The following is a 19,283-nucleotide window of genomic DNA, read 5'->3' on the forward strand; positions in this document are numbered from 1 at the left end:
TTAATCTTTTAATGCTTTAAATAATGTTATTAATAAGTCTATTTCTTTCTGTAGAGCTGGCAATGCAGCATAATCTTCCTCACCCTGGAGGAACTTACTTTCCAATGCAGCTGTTAATCTATTCAGTTCACCAAGTCCAGCACTACTGGATGTGCCTTTGAGCTTGTGAAGCAGGCGTTTAATTTCCTCGGCATCCTTTTGCTTCACTTGCGCATTTAAATGTGCTGCTTGCTCATTTAGCTCATTTAAAATCAACCCAATAAACTGTTGCTTGAATTCTGGATCACCATCAGTGGCCTGATCCATAACGTCCATATCCAAATGGATAACCTCTAATATTTCTTCCTTAGGTTTAGAGTATACACCATTCAGCAGCTGTTTAATGGCTTTTTTAAATTCCGCTCTTTTTATAGGTTTTGTTAGGAAATCGTTCATACCGGCTTCAAGACTTTTCTCCCGTTCCCCTAACACATTCCCGGCCGTTATCCCTATGATAGGAACATCCACATAACCTGAAAGTTTCCTGATCTTGCGGGTTGCTTCCAAACCGTCCATGATTGGCATTTGAATATCCATAAGGATGAGATCAAACTGTTCTTTTGTACAGGCATCAACAGCCTCCAAACCATTTTCAACAGCCATGGTAGTACATGCAGGCAATAGTTGTTCGATTAAACGAACGTTTAGCGCCATATTTACAGTGTTATCATCCGCTAATAGAATATTAAAAGCTTCCTGACCGAAATCCTCCTCGGCTAAACTTATTTCTTCAGGGACTTCCTCTATTTTTGTTGGAGCATTTGGATGGCTGAAAATGCGGTATAACTCTTCAGAGATAATTGGTTTTGCCAAACAATGGCAATTTGGCTCCTGACAGAATCCGCCTATTTTTTCTCGATCTTCTGAAGAGCTGTGTAGTACTAAGGTTGGCACCTTAGACCCTTCATTATGATAAAGTTCCCTTATTTTTTCAATGGTTTCTAAACCGGAAAGAATGGGCATTCTATAGTCCATTAAAATAGCATCAAATTGCTCTCCTTTAGCCAATAATTGTAGTGCCTGATAGCCATTCTCTAAGGAAACAGATTCTACACCCTTATAGGCCATCATATGTTCCAAGATCATGCGGTTATTCTTATTGTCATCAACAATTAAAACCCGTTGTACTTGTAAGGTATCGGAATACTCTACAGATGATTCATAAGGGACTTCAATTTCAAAGGAGAAAGTAGAACCAACTCCTACCTCACTCTTTAAAGCTAGCTTACTGCCCATATAGCGAAGGATGTTGTTAGAGATGGTCAATCCCAACCCGGTTCCGCCGTATCTTTTACTTACTGAACTATCCTCTTGGGTAAATGCATCAAATATCCTTTGTTGTTTTTCCTTAGGAATACCAATCCCGGTATCACGTACCGAAAAACGTAATTTTACAGATTCCTCATTAATACCAATCTGTTCAACCTGCAATTCAATTTCACCCGTATCGGTAAACTTCACCGCATTGCCTAGGAGGTTAATTAAGATCTGCTTTATTCTACTTTCATCAACATATATAAATGCTGGTAAGCCTGGTGCAATATTCAATAAAAGCTCAATCTCTTTGTTCTGTGCCTGGTAAAGAATAACGTGGATCACTTGGTTAACCAATTCATATGGGTCAAAGCGGTCGACATAAAATTCCAATTTCCCAGACTCTATTTTTGAGAAGTCAAGGATATCATTGATAATGGCCAGTAGATTGGTACCTGATTCATGAACATAGGTTAAGTATTGTTGCTGCAGTTCATTTAAAGGGGTTTTCATCAACAAGTCTGAAAAGCCTATTACTCCATTTAATGGCGTACGGATTTCATGGGACATATTGGCTAAAAACTCTGACTTTGCTTTACTTGCTAAATCTGCCGATTCCTTGGCTTGTTTAAGTTCTTCATTAAAGGCAACTTGTTCTGTGATATTTTGGGTGAAAATAATTATACCACCAATTGATCCATCTGCTAATCGCCAAGGCCTTACCTCCCAATTAAAATACTGTTCTTCCTCGTGGCTATCAATTTTTAGACGCTCATTGCTATTCTTGTAAGGGATTCCTTGCAATGCACGTTCATAAATCTGTTTTCTTTCCTCAGGTACATTAGGAAAAAGCTCATAAAGATTGAGTGGAAGTGCTTGGGTAGTACCCTGATGAAACTCATCTATCCATTGTTGGCTGATTGCTAAATAATCCAATTGATTATCAAACATGGCTACCGCAGCTGGAACATATTTGACGAAGGTCTGCAACATGGCTTCCTTCATTTGCAATTCCAGATACATCTGCTTACTTTGCTCTATATCTTGTATGATTCCAAAGACACGCGTGCATTGACCATCTACTATTTCTGGTATTCCCTTGATACGAACCCAGATTAACTCGCCATTTCCTTTGAGAAGTCTTAGCTCCAAATCATAAGGTTTACCTGATTTAATAGCTTGTTTAAAGCGATCTTTAATTAAGACCGTTGTTTTCTCATCATAGAAGCTAAAGGCATTGTCCATGTCGGGAATAAAATCCATTGGTACCCCATGAATAATTTTAGTCGAATCAGACCAAAACAGGGTGTTATTCCTCAAATCGGCCTCCCAACCACCTACTTGAGCTACAGAGTTCGTTTGTTCCAGTAGCTGTTTCGTTTGTAGGAGATCTTTCTCCAACAATATGCGGTCCGTAAGATTGGAAGCCGAGCTCATGACATAAGGTCTACCATTAGAATCCTGCTCTAAGAAGTTATTGTATAGCCAATAGATACTTTGTCCTTGCCTACTTTCTAACACCATCATGCCACTATCTTCACCATTCTCGCGAATGCGGTCAAGGTAAGGGTCTACCAAACTCTTATTGGCCTCTGGAACTAGATTACGTAAATTCAGCTGATGTACCTCATCAGCGTCATAGCCTAAGGTTTCCCTTCCTTTCTTATTGACCTCCAGGATATTTCCATTCAAGTCATGCATGCTCATCAAGCCCATGCCATTTTCGAAGAAGTTTCTAAATTTCTGTTCAGAAAGCTCTAATTTTACTTTCTCTGCATTTTCTTGGGTAATATTCCTTCCAAAGGCAAATATCTCCTGGTGCAGGGGATCAGGCTTTAGATACCAATCTATGATGATTTCCTCTTCAGATGAAAGCTTCGTTTTTGTCTTTAACTGAACACCTTGTTTATTATCCCTAACCGTATTTATTTTCTGAAGGAGTTTGCTGTTTTTAATCTTCAATAGTTCTGTAAATTCCAGGCCAACGCATTCTGGAATGCTGTGCTCCATAAGATTTGCAAAAGCTGGATTTACTTGCTTAATGCGATTTTCATTGTCCAATACACAGATCATATTCTGTGTTACGGAAAGTATTTCTTGAAAATAGTTGGCCTGTAATAATCGGCGCTTTGCCAGGAGCACGGAAACAACTGAATCACCAAGTTTTTGTAAGGAAATTAATTGTTCAGGGCTAAGTTCTTTTGCTTCATAATCGACCACACAGAGTGTTCCTAAGGCATGTCCAAGCTCATCAAACAAGGCAACACCCGCATAAAATTGTATATGACCTGCTTGGATTAAGGGATTATGACGAGTCCGGTCATCCACAAATGTATCGGGTATCATCAATGGGTCAGTACTCATCAGCGTATATTGACAAACTGTATTTCTACGTTCAACAGTCTCCAAATCGAAACCCACACAGCTTTGAATTCGCTGCGTATCTTCTTCCATGATAGCAATAATACTCGATGGACTACCTGTTAACTGACATGCCAATTCAGCAAAAACATCCAAATCGGGCATTTTGCCTAATCCGATCAAACCGAAATTATATAATGCATCAAGACGGTCAGCCTCGTTTTGGGGAACAGGTTGAAATTCCATAGGTGTTTTTCTGGTAGCTAAAATGTAATTATGGTGAATATACGTATATTCTGAACTAAAATGTTTCAATAAAAACTATTTTAACTTTAAGTACAATTATGAGAGTATAGTGTACTTTTTTTGAGATTGAGGATAGTAAAAGGACAAAATCCATGTCATAGAAAAGACAAAATTATTCAATGCGAGTTGCATGATTCATGATCTCATCTAAATGCTTACCTTTGTGTTATGGCTATGAATTTGCAAGTTACAATCGATAAGGACTCCGGCTTTTGCTTTGGTGTGGTATATGCCATTGATATGGCTGAGGAAATCCTAGATCAAGAGGGCTACCTGTATTGTCTAGGTGACATTGTTCACAACGATGAAGAAGTTGCTCGACTGAAAGCCAAAGGATTACGCATCATTGCTCATGCTGATTTACAGGGATTACAAAATGAGAAAGTATTGATCCGTGCTCATGGTGAAGCTCCTGAAACATATAAAATAGCCCTTGAAAACAACATCACGCTAATCGACGCTTCTTGCCCCGTTGTACTGAAACTTCAGAATAGAATTAAGACCTCTCATGATGATGAGGAGAAGATCTTAATTTTCGGAAAACATGGGCATGCGGAGGTTATTGGACTGCAAGGACAAACCAACAATGAAGCACTAGTTTTTCAAGATCTGGAAGAGCTTGATCATGTCGAACTCCCAGCTAAATTCACGCTATATAGCCAAACAACGAAAAGTGTAGATCGTTTTTATGCCATTAAAGATGAGCTATTGAAACGTGGTTATGAGGTCAAAGCCAATGACACCATCTGCCGTCAAGTATCCAATCGTTACGAAGATTTGGAAAGCTTTGCTAAACAATACGATAAGATTGTATTTGTTTCCGGAAAGAAATCTTCTAATGGCAAAGTCTTATTCGATGTTTGTAAACAGGTCAACCCAAACACGTATTTTATTTCTGATCCGGCAGAATTATCTGAAAATCTATTTGCGGAAAATGAAACGGTGGGGATATGTGGTGCCACTTCTACCCCTATGTGGTTAATGAAAAAGGTAAAAGAAGCTATAGAATCCTATTAATAGTCATCCGAATTTAAAAATAACCTATACCAGGCCTTGAAATCAAGGCTTTAGACAATTAAGCTGTAAATAATATATTACTTTTGTATTTAGTATGAGTAAAAAAGCTAAAAAGGCTGTGCTGTTGGTGCAACTTGGAACGCCTAATGCACCAAACACTAGTGAAGTGCGGAAATATCTTACCGAGTTTTTAATGGATCCACGCGTAATGGACATCCCTTATGTATCGAGAACCTTATTGGTAAAAGGCATTATCGTCCCTCGTAGAGCTTCAAAGTCCGCTCATACCTATTCCACCATCTGGGACAAAGAAACTGGCTCTCCGCTGATGTATTACAGCGAAATTCAAAGGGATTTATTACAAGAGTCTCTTGGTGAAGAGTACCATGTGGAATTGGCCATGCGCTATCAGGAACCTTCTATTGCGAAAGCGATGAAGAAGCTAGAGGGCATGTTTTTAGAGTCGCTTACCGTTATCCCTTTATTCCCACAATATGCTTCAGCAACTTCAGGCTCGGTTATTGACCGTGTAATGGAAGTTATGCGCAGTTGGCAATACTTTCCAAAGCTACAATTCGTTAGTAGTTATTGTGAGGATCCACTAATGATTGATGTGTTTGCAGAAAATGCGCAGAAGCATGATCTAGCGTCTTATGATCATTTCTTATTCAGCTATCACGGTCTTCCGGTTAGACAGTTAGGAAAAGTAGATCCAAGCAAGCAGTTGACCTGTCCAGACTTTGGTTGTGATTCATGTAAGCAAGATGTTAAGCCATATTGTTATTTATCGCAATGTTATGCTACAACACGGGCATTGGTGAAAAAATTAAATATTCCCGAAGGTAAATATTCGGTCTGTTTTCAATCGAGGTTAGGAAAAACCCCTTGGATACAACCTTATACTTCGGACACACTACATAACTTGGCTAAAGAGGGCAAGAAAAAACTATTGGTATTCTCACCTGCTTTTGTGGCGGATTGTATTGAGACCTTGGATGAAATCCAAGTTGAGTATGCCAATGAATTTAAAGAAATGGGCGGTGAAGAGGTCCACATGGTAGAAAGCTTGAACACACATCCGAAATGGATACAAGCATTGAAGAAGATGGTGTTGGAAAATGGAAATTAGCAGATGTTAAAATTAAACGCAGTTATATTATTCTTATTGGACTTTTACATATTCTTTGCCTTGCGGGCAACGAATATTAAGTTCATGCGTACGAAGTGGTTTACTTTTCTATGGTGGGGTTATTCTATTGCCCTCTTGATTGGATTATTTATCTCATTTCAATATTCCATTCCTTTAGCCATCAGATCAATCATTTTAGTCGCTTTCTTTATAACTGCTGTTAGTAAATTTATCTATGCTATTGTTTTAATCGTTGATGATTTGCGCCGAGGCGGTATATGGGTCTCACGATTGTTTTCAAATAAAAAGGGCCAGAATCTCGAAGAAAAGCTTGAAGAATTAGAGAAGCCACTTCCTGAAGTACCAAAGAAAGGCATTTCAAGATCTGATTTTCTTTTAAAATCCGGAATAGTCGTAGCTGCTCTACCTATGCTACCTTTAGCATGGGGAGTAATTTCAACGGCTTATGATTACCGTATAAGACGTCAAAAGCTTTATTTACCTAATCTCCCGAAAGCCTTTCATGGCATGAAGATCGGACAGATATCCGACGTGCATTCAGGTTCATTTTTTAATAAAAAGGCGGTATTAGGTGGAGTTGAGATGTTACTGAAAGAGAAGCCTGATGTTATTTTCTTCACTGGAGATTTAGTAAACAATGTCGCATCGGAGATGCGCGAATATCAAGATATCTTTAGCAAGGTTCAAGCTCCTCTAGGGGTGTATTCTACTTTGGGAAACCACGATTATGGGGATTATTACTTCGGTCCAACGGATTCACCTGCTAAGCGCAAGAACTTGCAAGATCTTATTGAGACCCATAAGGTAATGGGATGGGATCTACTGATGGATGAAAACCGCAAGCTGAAAGTCGGCAATGAGGAGATTTCCATTGTGGGAGTACAGAATTGGGGAACCGGAAGATTCCCTAAAAAGGGAGATCTACAAAAAGCCCTATTAGGAACTGAAGAACAAGCTGTGAAATTGTTATTGTCACATGACCCTTCACATTGGCGAGCACAAGTATTGGATACTAATATCGATGCTATGTTTGCCGGACATACGCACGGAATGCAATTTGGTGTCCGTGGTGAAAACTTCCAATGGAGTCCTGCAAAATACATCTATAAAGAATGGGCAGGCCTTTATAAAGAAGGAAATTCCCAATTATACGTCAATACAGGTTATGGCTTCCTTGGCTACCCAGGCCGCGTAGGAATAGCTCCTGAGATCACTATTTTTGAGTTGGTGAGTGGGTAACTTAGACCGCTGCGCTACTAGATGTGAGATATGAGATGTGAGATAGAAAGGGGGGATAGGGTTTTTAGAATGAGACATCAGACACAAGACAACAGATAACAGAGGTTTTTCTATATACTACTCAGAGCAGATTATTATTTTTCAATAACCATAAGATTGAAGCATGCTTCGACACGTTAAAAAAACCAAATCTCAAATCTCCTATCTAATACGCCAATAGGTCTATCTACTAAATACTTGGTACTATATACTGCCCGCAGGGCAACACCCCTTACCGCTCATTCAAGCGGATTTCATACAATTTGGTCCAGTCTTTACCGGTTACTAACAGGGTTTTGGAATCAGTCTTATAGGCTACACCATTCATTTCATTGCCAGTTGAGGCTCTTTTACCATCATATAGGCCAACAAAATTAACTTTTCCTTCTACGATACCTGTGTTTGGATCAATGATGATCATCTCATCACGATCTGCATGGTATAGGTTAGCATATACTTTTCCATCAATAAACTCGAGCTCATTAATAGCATCCACCGTACCGTTATCATCATAGATGACAATGGAACCTGTTTCCTTAAGCGTAACAGGATCTAAGAAGTAAAGCTTATTGGACCCATCAGATTTAATAAAACGAGATCCATCATGTGTTAATCCCCAACCTTCCTTACTCTCTTGATAGGCAAATGTATTCAGTTGTTTAAAGCTCGCTTTATCGAATACAAAACCTTTCATATCTTCCCAGGTCAGCATGTAGATTTTATCCCCTACGACAGTCATCCCTTCGCCAAAACTATTTCCATCAAGATCATGTTTCAATAAAACCTTGCCTGTTTTTAAATCCACCTTACGTAGAGATGAGCGTCCTTGCATTCCGGTAGACTCATATAGAACCCCATTATCGTAATATAAACCTTGGGTAAATGCTGTGGAGTCATGCGGGAAAGTATTGATCACTTCGAAGGCGTAGGTTTTAGGTGCAGGAGGTACAATCAGTAACTCACTATAAGCCATATCTTCTTTTCCAGCAGCATATATTTTTGCAGAAAGACGTTTGCTGCCGTAGCCAATATTATTGGAATCAAATAGTACCGAACTCGTATCTGTTTTGGTTTCAAAAACTTCTCCATCTATCGCATAAACAACCGAGTCTAAGGTTGCATCTGGGAAATTCAGTTTAACTTGAACCTTTTCACCCTTTAACACCTTACTTCCAGTTGTAGGAGTAACAAATTCTAATTTTCCCTTTTGCGATTTACAACCTGCAATAAATAACATAGGTAGTAATAGCAAAGAAATTCCAGTAATCTTTAAACTTATTTTCATATTTAATAGTTCCAAAAAGCGTCTTTTATATATTGTATTCTATTAGCCACGAAGGCAATTAAATCAAATCTTACTTCACCCTGATGTGGATTTATCTGTAGGTATGCCTCTGCAGCTCGTGTTAATCGTTCTTGTTTTTCCAAGCTCAGCAATTGCTTCGTATCTACAAATGTATCTTTGCTTCTCGCCTTAACTTCCACAAAGACCAATACATCGCCCTCAAATGCAATTAAATCAATTTCCAATTGCTTATATCGCCAATTCTCTGCCAGTATTTGCAAACCTTGGCTTTGAAGAAACAAACGTGCCATTTCCTCAGCTGCTTTCCCCGACTGATTACTCGAAGAAGCATCCATACCTATTTCACAATGGTATTCCCTAGAAACCCAGCCAATAGTTTCTCTCCCTCTTTGAGTTTCTGATATTTACTCAACAAAATAGCTAATTCATCCGCATCGGTGATCGATTTCATCTCTTCGCGAATTCCTGCCATTTGTTGTTCAATTTTATTCTTTTTCATCCGGAAAATCAACTGATTCACCAAATCTTTTAGCTGATCCTTTTCCTCTGGGACAAAGATCTTCCGCTTATCATCATTCCAATTCGGACTGATATCGTATTTACTAGCCAAGCTATCCACAGCTAAGGTAGCGACTTCCGAGTTACTGTTGCTGAAGAAAAACTTAGCCTCAGGCACTTGGTAGTCCAGAGCTTGCTTCTTAAACTCATCCACAATCAATTTACAAGCAGAATCTACCAGATCCACATCTTCTAAACTTGCCAGTAAAAAAGGAGCTACAGGGATATCGCCATCGCCTTCCCAAGTTACAAGTTCCCTACCGTAGTTTAGCAGTACCCGAACCAATTCCCTTTCCATCAGAATTTCGGATGATATCTGCTTAGGCGCCTCGGGCAATGCTATACCTTCTGCTTGCATAGCAGCCAACATCTCCGCAGGAATAAACTCATCCAATGCAGGAGCTGAGGCAGCAGCAGATTGTGTAGCCTCCTTCCTGTCTTTAGCCTTTGCTTTATCTAAGCGAATTTTATTGAGCTCAGTTAACAAAACCCGCTCTTCGATATCCAAAAGTCCACTACACTGTTTAATATAGACCGAAACCTTGATTTCATCTGGTATTAAAGCAATACTTTGCACCACCTCTCGGATGACCTCTGCACGTTTTATAGGATCTCCTTTGGTGTCCTTTAAAAGGATATTTGTCTTATAAAAGACAAAATCTTCTTGATTATTTTTTAGGTATTCATGAAAGGCCGAAGCTCCAAATTTCTGTATATACGAGTCCGGGTCATTCCCATCAGGGAATAGGAGTACTTTAACATTAAGTCCTTCTTCCAAGAGCATATCCGTCCCTCGAAGGGAAGCCTTAATACCTGCGGCATCTCCATCATAGAGAATCACGACCTGCTTGGTATAACGAGAGATCAATTTTATTTGACCTGAAGTTAGTGAGGTACCAGAAGAGGAAACCACATTCTCCACTCCAGCTTGATGGCAGGACAATACATCTGCATAACCCTCCACCAGATAACAGACATCATGATCCATGATGGCCTTTTTCGCCAAGTGCAGTCCATAAAGAACATTGGACTTATGGTAAATCTCCGACTCGGGAGAATTCACATACTTTGGAACAGTCTTCTCTGTTTTTAAAGTACGTCCACCGAAACCTATGACACGACCGGTGAGATTATGAATAGGAAAGATAACCCGACCTCTAAATCGGTCATAAATAGATTTATCGTCCTTTTCGATAGCAAGACCAATATCAACCAGGTATTCCTTGCTGAATCCCTCCTCCTGAGCTCTATCCGTTAAACCGTTCCATGCTTCCGGTGAATATCCTAAGTCGAACTTCTTAATGATGTCCTCGCGGTATCCCCTTTCCAAAAAATAACTCAATCCTATGGAACGCCCCAAATCCGTTTCCCAAAGTTGCTCTTTGAAAAACTTAGATGCCCATTGATTAAGAACATAAAGGCTTTCTCTTTTATCTTGAGCAGCCATCTGTTCCGGTGATCGCTCAACTTCTTCAATTGGAATATTATACTTGTTCGCTAAATAACGAATTGCCTCCGGATAAGGATATTTTTCATGCTCCATTACGAATTTAAGAGAATCCCCACCGGCACCACATCCAAAGCATTTATAAATCCCCTTTGAAACAGAGACATGAAAAGATGGAGTCTTTTCATTGTGAAAAGGACAATTCCCGATTAAGGAAGTACCTCTTTTCTTTAAATCCACGAAATCCCCTACCACCTCCTCTATTCGAGCAGTATCCAGTACCTTTTCTATCGTTTCTTTTTTAATCAATGATCCAATCTCCTTTTTACAAATGTAATGATTTCGAAATAGAGATAAGCCAATTCAAAGGGCAGAATTCAGATTCTAACCATTTAATTAAAATACAATTCTTCCCAAATCAGCTATCTCAATATAGCCCTCTTCAATCAAAAAAAGGCCTCTATGTTTAAAAGAGGCCTTAGATTATTTTTAATAAAATTCTGTCTTTCTAATCTCGAATTAACTTACTTGTTGTGCCTTGTCTAACTGTGCGAAGACTGAATTCTTAGAAATGTATTCAGGTACAATTTCCTTCAACAATTCTACCAATAACATCGGGTTATGGTCCCCTGCTTGTTTAGACACGATAGCACATAAGGCTTCGATTTTATCCTTTTTGTGATCCACCTCATCGGTATTTACACGGGCAATCATAATCTTCTCATGGTGCGTTTTGGTGGTATTTTCATTATCAGCCAAGAGCTCTTCAAAGATCTTTTCTCCAGGACGTAGACCTGTTACAGCAATGTTAATGTCCTCTGGATACTTATATCCTTTTAAGCGAATCATACGAATGGCTAAATCCATGATTTTAACGGGTTGTCCCATGTCGAATACATATATTTCACCACCTTTACCCATTACTGCAGCTTCTTGAACTAACTGACAAGCCTCAGGAATGGTCATAAAATAACGCGTAATATCCTGGTGAGTTACGGTCAATGGTCCACCGCGCTTCAATTGTTTCTCAAATAATGGAATAACAGAACCATTGGATCCCAATACATTCCCAAAACGAGTAACAATGAAATTGGTTTTGCTGTATTTATTTAAGCCTGACACATAAATCTCCGCTGCACGCTTAGTCGCTCCCATAACATTCGTTGGATTAACAGCTTTATCTGTAGACACCATAACAAATTTTTCCACGCCATATTTATCCGCCATATCAGCAAGGTTTTTGGATCCCCAAATATTAGTTAAAATGGATTCGTATGGATTTTGCTCCATTAATGGAACATGCTTATAGGCTGCAGCATGGAAAACAATTTGTGGGCGATACTGTTCAAAAATGGAATCCATAAAATGACGATCTCGAACATTCCCAACCATAAACAATACATCTTTATGACAAGATGCTTTTAATTCCTGTTGCACATCGTATAAAGCTGATTCTGCTTGATCGACAACAATTAATTTATCGAAATCCGTAAAGCTAATTTGTCTAACTAATTCTGAACCTATGGAACCTGCTCCTCCTGTCACCAAAATAACCTTCTCACGGAACATTTCATGGATAACTGGATTTTCTAATTTAATAGCTTCTCGACCTAACAAATCATCAATCTTCAAGGTTCTCAATTGTCGAGTTGCTACATTTCCACTCAACATTTTCGCTGAGGTAGGCATGATCTTTAATTTCACAGGCAATGGCTCAATCTGCGAAGATATACGGGATAAGCGATCCTTATTATTATCATCCAAAGCGATAATGATACTTTCGATTTTTAACTTCCGAACGTATTCTTCCGTAAGCTCCTTCATGTGCAAAATCTTATAGCCATTAATTAACTTACCAATGCGTCCCGGATTATCATCTGCAAAAGCAACTACCTTTACTTTTCTGCGAACATCATTACGCAATAAGTTCAAGGTAATAGTACCCATATTTCCCGCTCCAAAGATCAACACATTTTCAACCTCACGACCACCAAAAAAGAAGCTTTCATATATGGTCCTATAAAACACACGAGCGGCTACTAAACAGACAATAGTAAAAAAGGCATGTGTAAATAAAACGGCGTAGGATAAGCGTAGGAACTGCCCAACCACACCGTACTCCTCAAAGTTCGCACGAATGAAGAATGCCACGGCCATCAAGGTTACCCAAGCTACAGCGACAGCCTTAAAAATCGCCCAAGCATCCCTAAAACCCGTTTGCCGAACTATACCTCTATAAGTCTTAAAATATAAAAATGACAGGTAATAGAATAGAGAAACTGCTAAGGCTTTTTTAACCATCAATGAGGTATCAAACTTCCCTTTAAAACTATTGATAACAAAATTGGATAAGAAATAACAAAAAAGTACAATAAGTACATCAATTAGCAAGATTACCCAGCGCGGGCTATCTTTCCGAAAGTATCTTCTCAATCCGGTTATATCCATTTTTTTGTTTCTTAAACTGTTATTTGAATTTCGCTTAGACCATGTTCCAACATGTACATGAACTTAATCAAAGTTGATGCCACATTGCATCCCGATATTCGAATTCAAAATAATTAATTAGTATGCGTTTTATACCTTATAGGTATACTGCACAAAAGTAAAATATAATTCGAGTAGTAATAGGACGAAAATGAATTTGTTTAAAATTTAATATCTTATTAACATAAGAGGAAGGATTTTACCTTCCTCTTAATTCATTTCATTCTCGCTTTTTATACTGTTTTAGGGGCAGTAAATGGTTCTAAATCGGCCAAATACATGCTGTCTGAGTTTACATCAGTTGCCTCATCTCGAACAAATGCCCAACCACTTATGGATGCATTTTGCATATCTGTCGGAACATCTATTTCAAAGGATTCATCCTTTCTTTTCCCTCCCTGATAGAACTCAAAACGATTTTTGCCAATATGGTAAAGGACAATAACCAAACCATCTTCTTCATCGTTTCTTCCGATAAAAGGTCTATGCTCCCAAATAAGTTTCACTTTCTTGGCACCACTTCGTTCCCATTTCAAATTTCCTAATGTACGCAATGGACCTTCGCTGATTGAAAAGTTGCTGAAATTAACTCTAAAGGATGGAAACTGACCCGACAAACCAGCTAATAGTAAATGCTGCACAGCTTCCGCATAATTTGTTGAACGACTAAGCGGTCTATCTGGGAATCCAAAATTCAAGAGTGAATCTAACTGCTTTAACGTCTTGGAGACATAATGAAACTTCTGTCTTTGCACCAGTTGTTTGGCGCTAGCTTTTCGTTTTATACGCTTGGGCAATCCTCTGATGACTTGAATACCTCGCCATGATGAACCTACTACTGAACCTGTTTTTCCGTGGAAACCTCCTAAAATACCTTGATGAATTACACCCATTTTTTTTGTTTTTTAAATGTTAAATAATCACGCCTGCAGTGCGTTTGTTCCTGATATCTATACGAATGTAAAACAGATTTCTGGACCTTAAAAATGCCTGACAGTACCTGACACAATATGAGAATAATTGATAGTGGGTGGTAGATGAGACAACAGATAACAGACAACAGATAACAGACTTTGCTGTCTTTTGTCTGTTGTCTTTTGTCTGATTTCTATTCTTAAACCTAACAAACTATCTAGATAGCACGTAAGGTAGGGGCGGCACTGAGTGAGTTTGAGGGAAGGGGATTTATCTCCGAGAGAACGAACGGAATATCCGCCCGTATTTTTTTGGAGACAACAGATAACAGACAACAGATAACAGACTTTGCTGTCTTTTGTCTGTTGTCTTTTGTCTGATTTCTATTCTTAAACCTAACAAACTATCTAAATAGCACGTAAGGTAGGGGCGGCACTGAGTGAGTTTGAGGGAAGGGGATTTATCTCCGACGAAAACGAACGGAATGTCCGCCGGTATTTTGTTTTGAAAGACAACAGAGATCAGACGTCAGAAAACAGATTGAAGGATATTCTTGATGGCGGGCGATGCATGCATCGCCCCTTCAAACAATCGTGATTTTATGATTTTTTATTCCCCATAACCGTAGGGTCGAAGCATGCTTCGACCGTTAATACCTTCATAAAATCTATCCCGCCAATAGGCCTATCTACAGTTGAGACACCAGACAATAGACACCAGAAGACAGACTTTGCAATGTCTTTTGTCTGTTGTCTTTTGTCTAACAGCGTAGCGGTCTCAAACCTCAAAACCTCCTTTTATACCCTACTGTAAAATCCACTTGATTGTCTTTGGTTTGTGGTCGGTATTCCACATGGTAATAAGTAGTGGAGATATTGAAAAAGTTATTGTTTTTTAGGGAGAAATTATAATCCAATCCCGTTTTAAAGGTTTTTAGTTTATTGGGATTGTCGGACCATAGGTTCTCTCGGTTTTCCTCTGGGCTTATACCGGTGCCTATGACGAAGCCTATGTAATCATCGGCGCCTTGGGTATAGTAGCGTACTGTAGCGGCATAGGAGTGCGAGATTTGGCTGTCTCCGGGGGTGAGGTAGGTGCGGGCATTAAACCAAAAGTTCTTATAGTACTTACCTACGGATGCCGTATAGATCCAAACATGATCAGTGAACTTCAATTGCCTAAAGCCTACTTCGGCTTCAAAGCTAGCCGGAAGATTCGCATATAAAGAAGCGCCAGTGCGGTAATTGGGAAAAATGCCAACATTATCAGAATAGCCAGCTCCTAAGTACATATAGAATATTTTTGATAAGCGTGGATAAGCTTCCACTTCGAATTGCAGCCCATTACTCGCAAACTTGTTCGCAAAATTGGTTTTAAAGATCAGGGATCCAAGTTTAGTACCCTGCTTGTAGCTTAAACCTAGGATATGCCAATTATCCGCAAATTGTTTGTCAAAGTAGAGGAAATTATAGGATAAGCCGATCTCTCGATCTCCAGATTGATTCTTTAGCCTATTCCACAAATCACGAGCCTCTGAATTAGTCGGTTGTTCCTCTAGAATGGTCTTAACAATATCCTGTGCAATTGTGTACTGCCCTTGACTGTTTAGGATCTTAGCTTTCAATAGGCGCAAGTCAATGGATTTCGGGGAGTACTCCAAACCTCTGCTTACTATAGCTAAAGCTTTTGCTTCCTGATCTTCCCAATATTCCATTGAGGCATAGGCCAAGTGAAAGTCAGCATCTTGAACTTGCTTTTGTTCCAATTGTTGAAAAACCAGGCGGGCGGAATCCACCTTGTCCATCCAGGTATAAAGTCGACCTAGGAACACTTGAATATCCGTATACTCCGGACTACGTGCTAAGGCTTGTTTAGAAAGTTGAACGGCTTTTGGATAGTCCTTTTGGTCAAATGCTGTTTTTCGTGCTAACTCAAAGAGCTGATCTGAATCCAAATCCTGCGCCAATAGGTTAAGCGGTTGAAAAAATAAAAAAGCCAATATGCCCAATAAAGTTTTGATGTGGAGCTGCATAGGTTAAATAGATAGATTGAGCCAAAGATAAGACTTAGTCCGTAGATGTAAGAACGATACATGCTGCTTTTAAGATTTATTTTATGGGAGGAAATTAAAGATGGAAATCTAAATACAGCCAGCAAATAATCGAAAATTAAAAATTCAACCAAAATCACCTAAATTTTATACGCATTATTTTTCAATAAATAGCTAGTCGAAAGCATTCTTAAAAAAAAGTTAAATAAATGTTAACGATTTATTGTTTCTTATTTTGTTTTATTTTTACTTATAAATAGATATTTTGATTAAATGTTTATTCATATGGTTAAAAACAAAAAATATTCAAGAAAATGAAATCAACTAACCAGGAATCCGAAATCTATCGCAAAACACTAATTAAAATTTATGGTCAAATGAGTAGACGTCTTAACGTGATGGAAGAGATTTTAAAGCAACTCGCCATCAGAAACAAAAGTTCAGAGGATAAAGAAGCATTCGACCCCTTTGAAGAAGGGGCCACCATGGAACTCTTAGATGCTAATGATGTGATGAAAATCCTAAAAATTAGCCAAAGTACCTATTACCGTTTAGTTAAAACGGGTGTACTTAAACCCATTGTTATTGGACGAAGACATTACTATAGCAAACAACAGGTTGAAGGAATGTTAAAAAGTAGAATGAAAAGATAGCTAGCTTTATTTTAACTAATGAAAAAGGGTTCCAGAATTTGGAACCCTTTTTATTATTTTTTCTTTTTCTTGTTGAACAGTTTTTTGATTTCTTTTTTCAGCTTGGCTCTTAAGGACACCGAACCGGAGTCCACATAACCATAACCATAGCCATAACCATAGCCGTATCCATAGCCACGAGCGAAATCCACATCGTTGATCACAACTGCCATGTTCTTCAATTTACCATCCTCATAAAGCTCCTTAGGAACATTCAACAAGCGCTTATCCAAGTAATTCGCACGCGATACATAAATGGTCATATCGGCATTATCCGCAATCAATAGGGTATCTGTCACCAAACTAACCGGAGCCGTATCCACCAAGACAAAGTCATAGTTAGCACGCGCATATTCAATTACCTCCTGGAAATGACCATTCATTAGCAATTCCGCAGGATTCGGCGCAATATAACCCGAATAGATAATATCAAAATCATAAGGTGCTGGCTTCTTAATGATAATATTATCCACCGGCATATCCGGATTAATCAAATATTGTGTAATACCAATATTGGTATGTTGTAAATGCGAAAGACCCAAATAATCCAACACCTTTGGCGATCGAATATCTGCCCCAATTAATAAAACTCGTTTACCAGACATGGCCAGTATACGAGAGAGGTTAGTTGCGACAAAGGATTTACCTTCCCCAGAAGTAGTAGAAGTCACAAAGATAACCGCTGAATCCTTCTTGGTTCCCAACATAAAGGCAATATTTGTCCGCAAAATACGGAAGGCCTCCGCCAAAGAAGAACGATCATTGTCTTTAACAATAGGATCTTCTGAACTTGGAATTTCACCCAAAATTGGCGCATTAAATCGCTCTTCAATATCCTTGCGAGAATGAATTTTATTATCTAACAGGAATTTGATATATAAAATACCAAATGGAATTAAAAGGCCAGCAATTAAAGATCCAAGAAGAACAATCGATTTTTTAGGAGCAACAGGGACGGACGATCCATAGGCTTCATCAACGACTTTCAAAATCGCTGGTGTAGCAGCAGCCTGAATTTCTGTTTCTTCTCTTTTTTGTAATAAAAATAAATATAGAGATTCTACAATTTGCTGTTGTCTGGAAATATCCTTAAAACCACGCTCCTGATTAGGCAATTGATTAAGTCTTCCTTCAAATTTATTTTTTTGAGATTCTAGTGAATTTACATTACTCTGCAAAATTTGCCTATAATTATTCAAAGATGTTTGTAATGTTGAACCTAGTTCATTTATACTCTTGTTGAGATTTTGAATGATTGGGTTATCTGGTGTAGCTGATTTTAATAGATCTTCACGCTCTAACACCAATTCATTATAACTTTTTACAGTCTCTTGAATTGTTGGATCATCCAAACCAATGTTTGAAGGCAAAAGATTTCCAGTATTTTTATTTGTTCTTACCACTCCACCAATCATATCTGCTAAACGCAATTGCGTCTGAAATTCAATTAATTTCTTCTCATTCTCAGAAGCAGTTTGCATATATAATTGTGCTTCCGAACTCATGTCTACTAAGTTATTACGGTCCTTAAAATCTGCAACCTTAGAATCAGAGCTTGCTAAATCTTTCGAAATTAATTCCAATCTAGAATCAATGAAATCTGAAGTAGCGCGTGAAATTCTGGTCTTATCTTCCGTTACGTCAATATTATATTGATAGATTAAGGAGTTTAAAATCATTTGCGCTTTTTTAATATCACCTGAATTCATCGAGAAATTTACTACATAAGATTGTTTTTCCTTATTAGGAACTATGTTAATTTCACGTAATAATTGATCAACAGAAATATTAATTGGTGAAATTGAAATTTCAATTTCATCATAATTGGAGTTATTATCAATTTGCAATAACATAGCTGTACCTAACGGTGTGTCAAAATTTTGACCAGCTTTTATCGCTCTTTTGCCATAAATATTATCTTCTAAACTTAATTGATTATTCTTTTTTATCACTTTAAAAGAATAAGAAATTGAATCAAGCTGCAATTTTTGAGGCTTGACAATAACAAATTTGACTGGTGAATACGATTCTAATAATTCAGCTGACTTGACATTCCCTTTAATCTTATAAATAATATTTAATCTATTAGATTCAACGACTTTTCGAAAAATACGTCTGGATTTCATAACATCAATTTGATCGGAAACAAAGGCAGAAGTAGAGCTCCCTATTCCAGATAAAGATGCGATTTCAACAAGACCAGCTAATTCACCATTTGCTTTATTTTCATCTTGCAGTAAAACTTTAGCTGTAACATTATATATCTTATCTGCATACCTTAAATAAACTAAAGCTAGTATTAACAACGTTACAACAGAAATAAGAAACCATCTCCAATAATAAGCATATTGTTCAAAAAGCTGTTTAAGATTAAAATCTTGTTCGTCGGTTTTTAATGGACTTGAATTTGGAAGATCACTCAT

12 protein-coding genes are annotated in these 19,283 nt (G+C 38.2%); 4 read left to right on the top strand and 8 right to left on the bottom strand.

Annotated features, from left to right (window positions below; genetic code table 11):
• Positions 1-3,900: a response regulator gene (locus ABD676_RS16245; RefSeq protein WP_344675792.1), complete on the bottom strand. Its 3,900-nt coding sequence runs from the start codon at positions 3,898-3,900 to the stop codon at positions 1-3.
• Between the two features lie 228 nt (positions 3,901-4,128).
• Here ABD676_RS16245 and ABD676_RS16250 point away from each other — a divergent pair, with 228 nt between their 5' ends.
• The 3 genes from ABD676_RS16250 to ABD676_RS16260 all read left to right on the top strand — a co-directional run bounded on the left by ABD676_RS16250 (position 4,129) and on the right by ABD676_RS16260 (position 7,366).
• The gene (locus ABD676_RS16250) at positions 4,129-4,977 is read left to right on the top strand and encodes a 4-hydroxy-3-methylbut-2-enyl diphosphate reductase (protein WP_344675793.1); all 849 of its coding nucleotides are present in this window, start codon (positions 4,129-4,131) and stop codon (positions 4,975-4,977) included.
• Positions 4,978-5,071: 94 nt separating this feature from the next.
• Entirely contained in the window at positions 5,072-6,106 is a 1,035-nt protein-coding gene (hemH, locus tag ABD676_RS16255) for a ferrochelatase (protein ID WP_344675794.1), read from the top strand.
• Positions 6,107-6,109: 3 nt separating this feature from the next.
• Positions 6,110-7,366 carry a metallophosphoesterase gene (locus ABD676_RS16260; protein WP_344675795.1) on the top strand — a complete coding sequence of 419 codons (1,257 nt, stop codon included), beginning with the start codon at positions 6,110-6,112 and terminating at the stop codon, positions 7,364-7,366.
• Positions 7,367-7,637: 271 nt separating this feature from the next.
• Here ABD676_RS16260 and ABD676_RS16265 read toward each other — a convergent pair whose 3' ends face one another.
• The 6 genes from ABD676_RS16265 to ABD676_RS16290 form a co-directional block, all read right to left on the bottom strand.
• Entirely contained in the window at positions 7,638-8,690 is a 1,053-nt protein-coding gene (locus tag ABD676_RS16265; protein ID WP_344675796.1) for a glutaminyl-peptide cyclotransferase, read from the bottom strand.
• 2 nt (positions 8,691-8,692) lie between these two features.
• Positions 8,693-9,046, bottom strand: a complete 354-nt coding sequence (locus ABD676_RS16270; protein ID WP_344675797.1) for a YraN family protein — start codon at positions 9,044-9,046, stop codon at positions 8,693-8,695.
• Positions 9,047-9,048: 2 nt separating this feature from the next.
• Positions 9,049-11,025, bottom strand: a complete 1,977-nt coding sequence (dnaG, locus tag ABD676_RS16275) for a DNA primase (RefSeq protein ID WP_344675798.1) — start codon at positions 11,023-11,025, stop codon at positions 9,049-9,051.
• A 210-nt stretch (positions 11,026-11,235) separates the two neighbouring features.
• Positions 11,236-13,164, bottom strand: a complete 1,929-nt coding sequence (locus tag ABD676_RS16280; RefSeq protein ID WP_344675799.1) for a polysaccharide biosynthesis protein — start codon at positions 13,162-13,164, stop codon at positions 11,236-11,238.
• A 272-nt stretch (positions 13,165-13,436) separates the two neighbouring features.
• Positions 13,437-14,096: a DUF6266 family protein gene (locus ABD676_RS16285; protein ID WP_344675800.1), complete on the bottom strand. Its 660-nt coding sequence runs from the start codon at positions 14,094-14,096 to the stop codon at positions 13,437-13,439.
• Between the two features lie 806 nt (positions 14,097-14,902).
• The gene (locus ABD676_RS16290) at positions 14,903-16,150 is read right to left on the bottom strand and encodes a YaiO family outer membrane beta-barrel protein (protein WP_344675801.1); all 1,248 of its coding nucleotides are present in this window, start codon (positions 16,148-16,150) and stop codon (positions 14,903-14,905) included.
• A 332-nt stretch (positions 16,151-16,482) separates the two neighbouring features.
• Here ABD676_RS16290 and ABD676_RS16295 point away from each other — a divergent pair, with 332 nt between their 5' ends.
• On the top strand, positions 16,483-16,821 hold the full coding sequence (locus ABD676_RS16295) for a helix-turn-helix domain-containing protein (RefSeq protein ID WP_344675802.1): 339 nt from the start codon (positions 16,483-16,485) through the stop codon (positions 16,819-16,821).
• A 53-nt stretch (positions 16,822-16,874) separates the two neighbouring features.
• Here ABD676_RS16295 and ABD676_RS16300 read toward each other — a convergent pair whose 3' ends face one another.
• Complete coding sequence (locus tag ABD676_RS16300) at positions 16,875-19,283, bottom strand: GumC family protein (RefSeq protein WP_344675803.1); 2,409 nt, start codon at positions 19,281-19,283, stop codon at positions 16,875-16,877.

The sequence above is a fragment of the Sphingobacterium kyonggiense genome, from assembly GCF_039536825.1.
Lineage (GTDB): Bacteria > Bacteroidota > Bacteroidia > Sphingobacteriales > Sphingobacteriaceae > Sphingobacterium > Sphingobacterium kyonggiense.